We start from the raw sequence: 12,048 nt of genomic DNA, 5'->3' as shown, positions 1-12,048 counted from the left end.
TATGACAAAGCTTGTGCAGGCCATCAAGTTTTAATTAAAGTTTTACTCTTTTAGACCGTACAGCATTTTGTAACCAAAAAAATGAAAGGTTTTTCATGCAGGGAATGCAGTTTTATTTTGATCCGCTCTCTCCTTGGGTTTACTTGGCCTTTAAGCGAATCCAGCTTCTTAAAAAGCTGGGTCTCAGTGTCCAATTTGTTCCTGTGTCCATCTTTATTCTACATAGCTTTTCTCCCGAAGGTACAGGATGTGTCTCTTATGAACATCTGATGCAAGAAATCGATGAGATGAAAAAAGAGCCTTATCCTTTTGTGGTTCCCACCAAATTTCCTTTTAATACTGTACTTGCCCAGAGACTTTGTGTGGCCTTGGAAAACGAGAGTGAACGACAGATTCTGGAAGATACCCTCATCGAATCCGCCTGGGGCAAGGGACTTAACCTGGAAAATGAAGATCATCTGAAGATGATAGTGCTTTCTTTGGGCATTAACGCAGAAGAGCTTTGGGAAAAGGCCTTTATGCTGGAAGCCAAAGAACTGTTGAAGCACCACTCTCTGCGGGCCTTGCAGTTGGGTATCCATGAATTGCCGGCATTACGAGTGGGCGACCAAATCATTCAGGGGAAAGAATGTCTTGTTTTTTTAGACAAAACCTTACTCGAATATTCAGAGTTTTCCTAAACCAAGTTCCTTTAACAGGGGCCATCTCCTGCTTGTAGATTCTGGTTTTAGGGTCTAGAATAGAGCTCATGTTAATCGATGCCCTCTCTTCTTCTCTTTCTGGAATAAATGCCGCTTCAAAGCGTTTGGAGGTTTCCGCGGATAATATTGCCCGTGCGTCTGTAGAAGACTCCGTGCAAAAAAGAGTGTTTCAGCAAGCTCTGGAAACAGGCGGAGTAGAAAGCAAGGTGTATACAGTGTCCGCCCCCATCGATTATGCCAAGGAGTTTTCCGAGCAGACCATTGCGATGGTGTCCAGTAAAGCTAGTGCCAGGGTTTATCAGGTTGTTCAGGATATGATGGATGTGGTGAATAGAGAGATCGATAAACCTAAAAAACAAGTATCTTTCCCCGCGTGACTTTTAAAACCCAAAAAATTTTGCTCAATGGTGTGCGGCAACAGGTCTATTTTTGGGGTTCTCCCCGAAAACCCAGATTATTTCTTTTTCATGGTTGGCTTGACAGTGCCGTGAGTTTTCATTTTTTGTGCGAGCACTTGAAAAAAGATTTTCACTGTATTGGTCTCGATTTCAGGGGCTACGGAAAAAGTGACTGGAGTAAGAATAAACTCGGTTATTTTTTTTATGAGTATGTGGCCGATCTTAAGGCCTTATTCGACACTTATTCCCCAAAAAAGCCGTTGAACCTGTTGGGTCATTCATTTGGAGGGGCTGTTGCTTCTATCTTTGCGGGTGCCTTTCCAAATCGGGTTAAGCGTTTTATTAATTTGGAAGGTTTTACCTTCCGAGCAAATCCACCGGAATTAGGCCCTCAAAAACTTCAGGAGTGGTTAACTTCTCTTTCTGCTCATCCCCAATTTCGAGTTTTTAAAACTCATGCCGACTTTGCTGTTCGCTTGCAAAAAAACAACCCTCGTTTAAGCAAAGAAAAATCCCTTTTTTTGGCCAGGCATTTAGTGAGGAGGGTAGCCGGGGGCTATAAAATGTCGGCGGACCCTTTGCACAAATTAGCCGAGCCTTATCTTTTTAATCGGGAAATTTTATACGCGTTCTGGAATAATATTCAGGCCAAATGTCTTTTGGTGACGGGAGATCAGACGGAGGCCAATTTATGGATGAAATCTGCTGATTTTGCAAAGGCACTCGAGGAAAGGTTGGACCAATTTCCAAAAACCTCTGAGAGAGTTACTTTAAATAATTGCAGCCACATGATGCATCATGAGCAGCCAGAGAAATTGGCAGAGCTGATACAAGAGTTTTTGAAGGAATAAAAAAAAGCCCCTCGATATGATCGAGGGGCTTTTGATTTTTAGGATTTTATTTTTAGTTTTAAACTACCAGCGATCTCTTCCACCGCCGTCACGTTTTCCACCACCACCAAATCCACCGCGGCCACCGCCACCACCACCGCCGCCAAATCCACCACGGCCACCGCCGCCGCCACCACCGAATCCACCACGGCGTTCGCCTTTGGGTGCCATGGGACGAGCTTCGTTAACCGTTAATGCACGGCCATCAACTTCTTTACCGTTCAAGGCTTCGATCGCCTGATCGGCTTGTTCATCACTGTCGATTTCTACAAAAGCAAATCCCTTGGATCTGCCGCTGAATTTATCGGTGATGAGTGAAACAGAGCTGGGTTGATAGGCTGCGAATAAATCGCGTAGCGCATCTTCACCCATTCCATAGGGGAGATTTCCCACATAGAGTTTTTTGGACATTGTCTTTCCTTATTCTAAATTAAGTGCTTGTTCGATCTCTAGGCGGGATGTCTTGTCATCCTACTGCGACATCAATAACGAACACTTCCTTACATTGTATAGACTCATCTCTTGCTTGTCCAATACTGTTTTGTCAAGGAATCATCAAGGCCAAGGATGTTTTGGGTAACGTCTGGAAAGTTGTTTTTTTAAATCGGGATAGGTCTTCTCCCAAAAACTTTTCAAATCTTGGGTGACCTGAAGGGGACGTCCGTTGGGGGCCAGTAAATGCAAGGTAAGGGCTATTTCCCCCTGCTTGATTTTGGGAGTCTCCTGAATTCCCCAAAAATCCTGCAGCCTGGCCTCTAAATAGGGTGCTTGTCCCAGGCGATAATGGATCTTGAACTTCTTTTTCCTATCTTTTTCCCAATAGAGTGGCACTTTTTGATCAAATTCGAGCTGTTTCTGAGGGCTAACCCAATGCATAAGACGTTTTGAAAACGGAAGGTCTTGGACTTGTTTTAGCTGATAAACTCCTTCTAAAATATTTTCTAACTCCTTGAAGGATATAGTACTTATTTTTTTATCAAAAAACACCTCTAAACGACCCAACAGGTTCTCCAATTGAATTTTATCCTCAAAGCGGGAGGCCTTTTCAATAAACTGGTGGATATCCAAAGATTGCTCTGGCTTGCTGAGCTGAAAAACCTTTTCGAGAAAGATTTTTTGGGCCTCCTGGATTGAGCTGGGGGTTCCCCATTGTTCATTGAGGATCAGATCCCCATAATAAAAGCCAGATTTTTGAGATACGCCTAAGCTTTTCGTATCCCAAGTCAAAATCGTTTTTTCGTGCAGCCATGTTTCCTGGCTGAGCAGATCTTCTTCTTCCAAAACACATAGGCTTTTTACCTGTACCCGATCACGATTTTCCTGAGCCTCGAGTACAATAAAAAAATCATGGGATTGGGTCAGTAGATGCCGTGGAGCCAAGGCCGAACCTCCATTGCAGAAATTAAGGGCGATGTTTTGACCCGGTTCGGAATTTGTTTTTCGCTTTTGAGCGACATGATCTGGAAAAGCGGAGAGCAGGCAGTGGCGAAGTTTGGCAATGTCCTGTGGAGTGTTCTGGAAGGCTCTACCCCGACCTGGATTTTTTTCGGGCTTTATTTTTACGTTTTCGATAATCCTCGTTTTCACCTTTTCGACATTTTCAGGCAGACGCCTTTCAAAAATGGAAAAGATATCCAGGTCTGTTAAAAAACCTTCACTCAAGCTGGCCGCAATAAGGGCGGCTTTTTCTGTGATTCCTTCTTCTTGCGCAGTGAGCATCAGCCGGCTGAGGCGCGGAGAGAGTGGAATTCTGGCCATCTGACGTCCTGTGCTTGTTAAGGCACTGGAAATATTATTTTCACTCAGGGCTCCCAGATAAAAAAGAAGTTCTGTCGCATGCTGAAGGGCCACGGCTGGAGGGGATTTAAACCAGAAATGTTCATGCAAATTTTGGAGGCCCAAATTTTTAAGTTCTAAAATACTTTGCGAAAGATCTGTCTTTTCTATTTCAGCCGTATCGTAGGCAGGCCAGGCTTGAAATTGCCCTAAGGTATAGAGCCTGAAACAATAACCCGCTGAGGTCCTACTCGAGCGGCCGCAGCGTTGAATGGCGGAGGCCTGACTGATATTTTTAGTTTGAAGTTGCGCTAGTCCTGTCCACCAGGAAAAAGAGGCCTCACGCCTGAGGCCACTGTCGATCACGATATTCACATTTTCTAAAGTGAGAGAACTTTCAGCGATGTTGGTAGATAAAATGATTTTACGTCTTTTACCCGGTTCAAAAATAAGCGCCTGCGTTTCTTTGGCAAGATCGCCGTGCAGGGGAAGAATATCGAGAGGCTCTGATTTTACTTCGCGCTCTAAAATTTCCTGGCATTTTCGAATTTCACTCATACCGGGCAAGAAAACTAAAAGGTCTTTTCCTTGTTCAATCTTCAGGGCTTCTAACACGGCTTTTTTAATTAATTTATCTAAAGGCTCGTCTGAAGTTTTACTGAGATAAGTCAGCCGAGTCTCATAGAGCGCGGTTTCTAGCCTGAGAGAGTATGAGTTTGGAAGAAAAGAAAGGAGTGGTTTTTCGTCGAGTGTTGCCGACAGGATTAATAATTTCAGATCGGGTCTTTTTGTTTTTTGGAGATGCACCAAATAAGAAAGCGCCAAATCGGTGTGGAGATGACGCTCGTGAAATTCGTCTAAAATAATGATTCCTGCCTTGAAGGCCAGGGGATCTTCTGCCAGCAAACGCAGCAGCATGCCTTCGGTAAAAAACTTGAGCCGTGTTTTGGGGCCTATTCTTTTTTCGAAACGAAAATGATAGCCCACCTGTTCTCCGACTTCTTCTCCCAATTCCTGGGCCACACGCAGCGCTGCAAATTTTGCAGCCAGTCGGCGCGGAACCAAGACCCACACTTCTTGATTTTCCTGGAGGATCTTAGAGTGCAGGAGTGCTGGAGGGATGCGGGTTGTTTTTCCGGAACCGGGAGAAGCTTGGATAACAAGGCTTTGGTGGTGCTGTATTTTTTTTAAGATTTCCGGGAGGAGATTGTCGATAGGGAGAGTGTTCACTGACTAATTTATCAATTCAAACCCAGCTTCTAAAAAATCATTATCCAATGCGATTGCTTTTTGAACTTTCATTTTTTTCATGAAGGCGAAGCTGGAACAGTTAGCCTTTCTTAGATTTTCCAAGATATTGGTCGTGTTTTTTTGCAACGTCTGGAACGTCAGAAATAGAACCGACGAAGCTCGGAAGCATTTTTTTGTCTTTAGATTTTAATTTGAGGGAAAGTGTTAGCGCAAACTTGGCAATAATTTCTTTTCCGGTTTTTTTAGGAGTAAGTGCCAAAACTTCAAAAGTCTGATTTTGTCTTTCACCCGTGGCAATAGCTTTTTTCACCAAGGTATTTACCCGTTTGCCTTGCTTGCAAACGAAATGAACATCCGATTCTGCGCGCTTTAAAAAAGTAGCTTTGAAATCTTTGAAAATCAAAACCACATTCTTTCCGCTTTTTCGAATAGCTTCGGTGGCCATTAAACCGCAACCTAAATCAGCTCCCATGGCCAGCACGCCAAAGTACATGCTCCCTACGTGGTTCTTGGTGAGGTAATTGAGGGGGATGGAGACTTCGCATTCTTTATCATTGAGTTTTATCACACTGGGATTTGCGATAAAAAGCATGGGGATATTGAGCAGGCTGAAGCCCCGGATTTTTAGTGTGTCGATGATATTTTGGGTGTTGAACATAAAGTTTTCTGACATTGAAAGTGTAAGGGATGCAATGATTTTCTGATTTAAATTCAGGAAGTGAAAATATCCCCTTTCCAAAGAGATTTTAAAAAATGTTCCCAGGGATAAATACTGATTCCATCCGAAGTCTTTCTGGGTTCTGAGTCCAAAGAAACAATCGCGTATTTTTTAAGGAGACCTTCTTCTTTTAAAGCCCTTAAGCCTTTGAGATGTTTATCCTGAATTTGATCGCTGGATTTGATTTCCAGAGCAAGTTCGTTTCCTACAATAAGATCTACTTCAAACTGGGAGAGAGATCTCCAATAACAGAGAGGAAGTTTGAGGCGACTGTAACTCAAAAAGGCCCTTATTTCCTGTGTAATAAATTGTTCAAAAGCTTTACCAAACAACTCCGATTTATTTTCTATTTTACCTCGTCGACAGAGTGTATGGACTACACCTGTATCAAATAGATAATGTTTGATACGTGAAGTGGCTTTGCGTTTTTTTGTTTTTGTATACCCAGGCAGAGAAAATCCAATCAGGGTGTCTTCTAAAATCTGAATGTAATTTCGAACGGTTATTGGGGACACGCCGCAGTCACGCCCAAAGGATTCCAAATTGATTTCTTCACCATTCGACAAGGCAATGGCATCTAAAAATGAAACGAAGGCGGGCAGATTGCGAGTGAGAGATTCGGATTGAATCTCTTCTTTAATGTAGAGGGAAACATAATTTTCTAATTCTTCTGAAGGATATTTTGAATAATAGACATTGGGCAAGCCACCGCAATTTAAATATTTTAAAAGATTAAAATCGGGAATTTCATGAGAGGTGAGAGAAAATAGCTCGGCCTGCCAGGCTCTTCCCGCCAATAAATTTGCAGCTCCTCGCTTAAGCTTTCGGGCACTGCTTCCGGTGAGTAAAAAGGTTTTATTTTGTTCTTCAATTAAACGATGGACTTCATCCAAAAGAGAAGGAAGTTTTTGGATTTCGTCGATGACGATGAGTTTGTTTTGATTTCGATTTTCTTCTTCCAAAAGTCCAGGATCTTTTAATAGTCGTGAAAAAAGACGAGTGTCTAACAAATTATAAATACGGGCATCGGGGAGGTCTTTTTTTATTAAGGTGGTTTTTCCTGTGGCTCTGGGCCCAAAGAGAAAAAACGATTTTTTTTGCAGGAGTTTTTTTAAATTCAGAGTTCTTTTGAGGTATTCCATCCTATAACTGTATTATTGATTTTCATGAAAATCAATAAGAGAGATGTGCTTTTTTATAATAGCTTTAATATCTCTGTAATATCTTGAAAGCGTTTGTCGGGTTCTTTTTGAAGACAGCCGATCAAGATTTTAGATAAAACGGGGTCGGTATTTTTTGGAAGTTGTTTTTCGGTAATTTCAATTGTTTCCAAAACGATTAAAAGTTCTGTGTAATTTCTCGCAGGGTAGGGAAGTTGGCCTGTTAAAAGTTCATAAAAAATAACTCCCAAACTAAAGAGATCGGCACGCGAATCAAATTGTTCCTGTTTTACCAGTTCGGGTGCTGTGTAGATGGGAATAAAATGAAAGGTGCCATCGACAGCTCCGTGCAAGTTTTGCATCATTTGTACTCGAGAAAAATCGATGATTTTAATTTCGTTATTGTTTGAAAGAAGAATATTTCCAGGATTCAGATCACTGTGAATTAAGTTTAAATAGGAGTTGTGATGCAGGGCATGAATTGCAGAACTTACTTGTTGGAGCAGTGTTTTTAATTGTTTTGCTTTAAAAGCGGCTCGTTGTTTTAGTTTTATTTCATCCAATATTTCTCGAAGACTTCTCCCCTGAATGTATTCTAATACCAAAAATTTATCTTCGTCTTTTTCTATCCATTCGTAGGCTTGAATAAAAAATGGGTATTCCTTTAAGGTGCTGAGCGTCTCAAATTCGGATTTGAAAAGATCTAAAACATCCTGATCGTAAACGAAGGGAGTTTTGATTTTTTTGATAAGAACTTTCCTGGAGTTTTGATCTTCAGCCAAATAAAGAATGCTGAATTTTGTTTCTTTTATTTCTTTTAATAGGGAAAATTGCTGCAGGAGTTTATTCATGAAAACACTCAATGAGATCTTATCACAATTAGCTGTTCCCATTGTTGCAGTCACGGGTACCAATGGCAAGAGCTCAGTCTGTAAAATGATCGAAGAGATGTTGCTAGCAGCAGGGCAAAGAGTGTTTTTAGCCGGAGCAGAATTTGGGCCTATTGAAAAAATAGAAGGGAATGAAAGTAACTTTGATGTGGCAGTTTTGGAATTAAAAAGCTCTGTGCTTCAGAAGCTACCTAATCTGAAGCCTAAAGTCGCAGTACTGACCAGCTTGGTGCCTGCCCATTTCGAGCGACATGCTACGGTTTCAGAATATTTTGAGGCGAAAAAAAATAGTTTTCGAAATCAGGATTCAAATGACATTTTAATTTATAATGCCGAAGGCCAGCCAGCACGAGATTTAGTAGATAAAGCCTGGTCTAACAAAATTCCCTATACTTTAAACCAAGATTTACCACCTATCTTTCTCAGAAAAATTAATCATGAAATTAATTATGTTCAGAATGAAGTGATAGAAAAATTTTCTCTGGATCACTTTAAGTTGTTAGGGGAACATCAAAAGTTGAATGCGATGGCTGCTATTGCAGTGGTTAAATGTTTTCGTGTATCGCAACCATTAATCCAAAAATGTGTAGCGGGTTTTGAGTCACTTCCTGATCGCTTGAAGAAAGTGGGGGTGTGGCAGGAAAGGGCTTTTTTCAGTGATTTAAAGGCTGCTAATCCTTTAGCGACCGCTTGGGCAGTAAGTTCATTTAGGAATCCATTAATATTAATTATGGGAGGAGATGAGATAAGCGACGGGTATACAGATTTATGGGGAGTGGTTCAGCAAAAAGTGAAAAAAATAATATTTTTTGGCAAAGCCCGCTTTAGAATTTTTAATTTGTTTAAATCAAACAATCAAAACAATGTGAGGTGTTATACGGTGAGGTGTTTGCAAGACGCGATAAGACTCTCAAAGAAAAAAAGCGGAGAAGGAGAATGTGTGCTTATTTCCCCAAGTCACCCCTTAAATACAGACCTAATTTTAATAAAAGAACTGGAAAAAATTAATAATTGATACTCCCATCACCGTGTAGACTTGTGGGATAACCAGGCGAGTCTTTGACAAGATCCAAGTAATTTCCGTTTCTGACTTTAACGCCATCTGGATCATGTCTAGTATCGGTCCAACCATCTTCACCGCCTTGACCGAGGGTAAATATGGATCCTAGTATAGATCCAACGCCTCCCCCTTGCATATCGCGATTGCAAGGCATGGCAGAGAAGTCAGCAGGGTTTTGAGTAAGATCCGTATGATTTGTGCTGAGTTTAAAAGTGGCATCATTATAATTGAAAAAGTCTTGGAGCTTTCCTCCAATAGAAATTTGATTTTTTGGGCCTTCTTTTGGAGTTTCTACCTGATATCCTAATGCAGACAAGGCACCAGAAACTTTATCTCTCATTGTCGAAACTACTCCATCCATGGCTTTAAAGTCATCGTCTTCTCTTTTAAAATAAGAGACTGATTTTTGGGCATCCGCAAGCTTTGGTGGCGTCTCTGAATTACTGTACCAATCCGAGGTTTGCTGGTCCAGGGTTTGCTTTAATGTCTTCATGTTGTTGGTACGAAGATCCTGCTTGGCTTTGTAAGCATCAATATCTGTATCTGCCTTGGTTAAAGAGGTTACAAAACTCAGTACGTTATCGTCCGGGGTTTTAGGCAAGTTTTGTAAATCTATCCCTGCGTCTCCAGCTTTAGCCACTAAATCGGAAAGGCTAGTTTTTGTAGTTTCTGCGAGCTTAAAAACACTTTCTGGCAAATCTTTGATTTTGTTAAAAGAATCAGTGGCATCAGACAATAGGGTGTTTGCCTGATCATTTTGTTTCAAATCGAGTGAGGCTTTAGCTTTTTGCAGTTTATTAAGTAGATCGGTCTTTTCAGTGGCTGGTAACTTACTAGCCGTTACTTGTTTTTTGAGATCAGCGATTTGGGTTTGAGTGTCGGTGGTGGCGGCTTGGCCCGGATCATTGCTGAAGTCGACGACACCAGAAGAATCGGGAGCAAAGTCATTAGCGATGCTTAAAAGCTCAGAGTCCGAGGTGCCAGATCCTTGTGTCCCTTGTCCCATGGCGTTGAGTCGGCTTTGAAAATCGGTTCCTATGCTATCCGGGGAGGAAGGGTCCACTCCATTCGATGGAGTTGTGCCGGGTCCGACTGTTTGCGGATCAATAGACAAGTCCTGATTATTATTAACTGGCGTTGTTGAAGGGGGCCTGGTGTTGATTGTAGTGGGCATGGCTAAAATCCTTTTAAGACGGTTTTTGAAACACTAGAGATATTATCGCCCCATTATAAGGTAAAGTTGTGGGAAAAACAGGGAAAATAGGCAGTTCTTCGCTTTTTTTAGGAGGGCTTTTTAACTTTGAGCAAAAAAAAGAGGAGACCCTATTGAATGGTCTCCTCGATATTGGTGATTGGTGGAGCAATGGGTGCGAGCCATTGCTCCAGAGCGTCCCCAAAAGTTCAATGGTCGAACTTAAACCAAGGCATTATCCATCGCCCCGTATCTATCTTTGTTTTTTTAAACAAATCAACCGCTTATAAGCACAAAAGGTGAACTCTATGGAGAGTCATGACAACAGAGTTTTATCCGGTTACAAAGAGATTGCCTCTTTTTTGAGAGTATCTACTAAAACAGTCCAAAGATATTTAAGGGTCATTCCAGTTACGAGACTTGGCAGGAAGGTTATTATTTTAGAAGCTGATTTGATGGGGTGGGTTCAGGACAGAAAGCACAACAAGAGAAAAACCAGTAAATAGGAGGCAATAGGAGTATGCAATTGTTAAAGAAAGCTTAGGAAATAAACCCTAAAACTTGACTTTACAAGCATATCGCAATATTGCTATAATCATTATGCCGAACGTTGAAGTGATATTTTATCAGGAGCAAGATGGCTCTTCTCCTGTAAGAAAATGGGTTAATGAACTGCCGAATAAAATTCGCGCTAAAGCTAGAGTGCGAATTGAACGCTTGGCAGAACTAGGACACGAATTGAGAAGACCAGAGGCTGATTATCTCCGAGATGATATTTATGAACTCAGGTGGAGAGTTCAATCAGTCAATTATCGGATTTTGTATTTTTTTCATGGTCGTGAAGTTGTTGTTCTAGCGCAAGGTTTGACCAAGGAACGTGAAGTTCCTCCTGGAGATATTGATTTGGCAATTAAAAGGAAAAAGGAGTTTTCGAAAAATCCGAAACTCCATACGTATATTATCGGAGATTAAATTTATGGCTAAAATAAAAAGTGCTGTAGAAATTTTAAAAAGAGATTTCGCCAAAGATCCTGAATTAGAAAAACTCTATGAAGAGGAGAAAATCAATTTCTCTATCGCCCTCATCATTCGTCAATCCAGAGAAGCGGAAGGAATTACTCAAGCTGAACTTGCCGAACGTGTTGGCACGACTCAATCTGTTATTTCAAGACTCGAAGATTCTGATTATGAGGGACATTCTTTAACGATGCTGGATAAAATTGCACGGGCTCTCCACAGAAGACTCAGTATTGAAATGGAATCTGAAGATCATCATCGTTCCCGCTTTCTTGAATCTGATGGGAATCCATCTCATCTCTAATGAGTAGAGATCCTCTCTATTTATACAGTATGCCGATGTTCATTGGGTAAAATGGCCCAAAAAGTCCCTTTAAGTCCTACCTTGTCCGTTGAGTAAAAAGCTCCTTTAAGCGATTCTGTTTGAAATTCATTAATCAAATTTCAAACAGGAGCCTGCGTGAATATTCAGAAAAAGAACAATCATATTTATTTCGCTTTTCTGCTTTTTCTTCTCTGTTCAGTCCCCAGCTTTGCCTTCGCAGCCCCTGCTTGGGAAGGCGCTCTCAAAACCATTGTTGATTATGTCACCGGCAGTACCGCGCGCTACATCGCCATTTTGGCCGTTGTAGGGTTTGGTTTTGCAGCTTTCCTGGGACGAATCGCTTGGAGGCGGGCTTTAGAGATTGTTGTCGCAATTGCGGTGGTCTTTGGAGCCGCCAAGATCGTCGACATGTTTGCGGGTTCAGGTGGGCCCTAAATCATGAAGACTGAATCGGCTGATCTTCTTTTTCTGGGGCTGACAAGGCCGACGATGTTCCTAGGAGTTACGCAGTCTTTTTTCGTGATTAACGGTTTGATCAACACAATTTTATTTTTGGCTCTGAACTCGTTTTTACCGCTGATCCTCTTGCTGCCTCTGCTTCACGGGCTTGGATATATCGCATGTTTAACGGACGCACGAATTTTTGACCTTTGGTTTACTTATGCAAAAC

The 12,048-nt window shown here is 41.5% G+C and carries 15 protein-coding genes; 9 read left to right on the top strand and 6 right to left on the bottom strand.

Translation table 11 applies throughout. The annotated features are described in order from the left end of the window. Positions 1-104: 104 nt before the first annotated feature. The 3 genes from HQM15_04225 to HQM15_04215 all read left to right on the top strand — a co-directional run bounded on the left by HQM15_04225 (position 105) and on the right by HQM15_04215 (position 1,950). On the top strand, positions 105-680 hold the full coding sequence (locus HQM15_04225; protein ID MBF0491967.1) for a DsbA family protein: 576 nt from the start codon (positions 105-107) through the stop codon (positions 678-680). A 68-nt stretch (positions 681-748) separates the two neighbouring features. Beyond that, positions 749-1,078 (top strand): hypothetical protein, encoded by a 330-nt coding sequence (locus tag HQM15_04220; protein ID MBF0491966.1) that lies wholly within the window; start codon positions 749-751, stop codon positions 1,076-1,078. Further along, the gene (locus HQM15_04215) at positions 1,075-1,950 is read left to right on the top strand and encodes an alpha/beta hydrolase (GenBank protein ID MBF0491965.1); all 876 of its coding nucleotides are present in this window, start codon (positions 1,075-1,077) and stop codon (positions 1,948-1,950) included. The genes HQM15_04220 and HQM15_04215 overlap by 4 nt, the downstream gene beginning before the upstream one ends. Before the next feature lie 63 nt (positions 1,951-2,013). Here the strand turns inward: HQM15_04215 and HQM15_04210 are convergent, their stop codons facing one another. The 5 genes from HQM15_04210 to HQM15_04190 form a co-directional block, all read right to left on the bottom strand. Continuing rightward, positions 2,014-2,400 carry an RNA-binding protein gene (locus HQM15_04210; GenBank protein MBF0491964.1) on the bottom strand — a complete coding sequence of 129 codons (387 nt, stop codon included), beginning with the start codon at positions 2,398-2,400 and terminating at the stop codon, positions 2,014-2,016. A 144-nt stretch (positions 2,401-2,544) separates the two neighbouring features. Further along, positions 2,545-4,995, bottom strand: a complete 2,451-nt coding sequence (hrpB, locus tag HQM15_04205; GenBank protein ID MBF0491963.1) for an ATP-dependent helicase HrpB — start codon at positions 4,993-4,995, stop codon at positions 2,545-2,547. A 100-nt stretch (positions 4,996-5,095) separates the two neighbouring features. Then, complete coding sequence (locus HQM15_04200) at positions 5,096-5,689, bottom strand: DUF4442 domain-containing protein (GenBank protein MBF0491962.1); 594 nt, start codon at positions 5,687-5,689, stop codon at positions 5,096-5,098. A 38-nt stretch (positions 5,690-5,727) separates the two neighbouring features. Continuing rightward, complete coding sequence (locus HQM15_04195) at positions 5,728-6,876, bottom strand: ATP-binding protein (protein ID MBF0491961.1); 1,149 nt, start codon at positions 6,874-6,876, stop codon at positions 5,728-5,730. A gap of 53 nt (positions 6,877-6,929) precedes the next feature. Continuing rightward, on the bottom strand, positions 6,930-7,745 hold the full coding sequence (locus tag HQM15_04190; protein MBF0491960.1) for a serine/threonine protein kinase: 816 nt from the start codon (positions 7,743-7,745) through the stop codon (positions 6,930-6,932). Here HQM15_04190 and HQM15_04185 point away from each other — a divergent pair. After that, positions 7,744-8,799: a hypothetical protein gene (locus HQM15_04185; protein MBF0491959.1), complete on the top strand. Its 1,056-nt coding sequence runs from the start codon at positions 7,744-7,746 to the stop codon at positions 8,797-8,799. The genes HQM15_04190 and HQM15_04185 overlap by 2 nt on opposite strands. Here HQM15_04185 and HQM15_04180 read toward each other — a convergent pair. Continuing rightward, positions 8,789-10,018: a hypothetical protein gene (locus tag HQM15_04180; GenBank protein MBF0491958.1), complete on the bottom strand. Its 1,230-nt coding sequence runs from the start codon at positions 10,016-10,018 to the stop codon at positions 8,789-8,791. The genes HQM15_04185 and HQM15_04180 overlap by 11 nt on opposite strands. Before the next feature lie 326 nt (positions 10,019-10,344). On the opposite strand from HQM15_04180, the gene HQM15_04175 reads away from it, so the two are divergent. From HQM15_04175 to HQM15_04155, 5 genes are all read left to right on the top strand, one after another. After that, the gene (locus tag HQM15_04175) at positions 10,345-10,542 is read left to right on the top strand and encodes a helix-turn-helix domain-containing protein (GenBank protein MBF0491957.1); all 198 of its coding nucleotides are present in this window, start codon (positions 10,345-10,347) and stop codon (positions 10,540-10,542) included. 94 nt (positions 10,543-10,636) lie between these two features. Continuing rightward, positions 10,637-11,008, top strand: a complete 372-nt coding sequence (locus HQM15_04170; GenBank protein MBF0491956.1) for a type II toxin-antitoxin system RelE/ParE family toxin — start codon at positions 10,637-10,639, stop codon at positions 11,006-11,008. A gap of 4 nt (positions 11,009-11,012) precedes the next feature. Continuing rightward, complete coding sequence (locus HQM15_04165; protein MBF0491955.1) at positions 11,013-11,357, top strand: helix-turn-helix transcriptional regulator; 345 nt, start codon at positions 11,013-11,015, stop codon at positions 11,355-11,357. A 156-nt stretch (positions 11,358-11,513) separates the two neighbouring features. Further along, positions 11,514-11,813, top strand: a complete 300-nt coding sequence (locus HQM15_04160; protein ID MBF0491954.1) for a TrbC/VirB2 family protein — start codon at positions 11,514-11,516, stop codon at positions 11,811-11,813. A 3-nt stretch (positions 11,814-11,816) separates the two neighbouring features. Then, positions 11,817-12,048: VirB3 family type IV secretion system protein (locus HQM15_04155; protein MBF0491953.1), on the top strand; the 232-nt coding region annotated here is incomplete at its 3' end.

The sequence above is a fragment of the Deltaproteobacteria bacterium genome, assembly GCA_015233135.1.
Classification (GTDB): domain Bacteria; phylum UBA10199; class UBA10199; order JADFYH01; family JADFYH01; genus JADFYH01.
The sequence above is the reverse complement of the archived record's forward strand: the minus strand, read 5'-3'. Positions and strand labels throughout refer to the sequence as shown.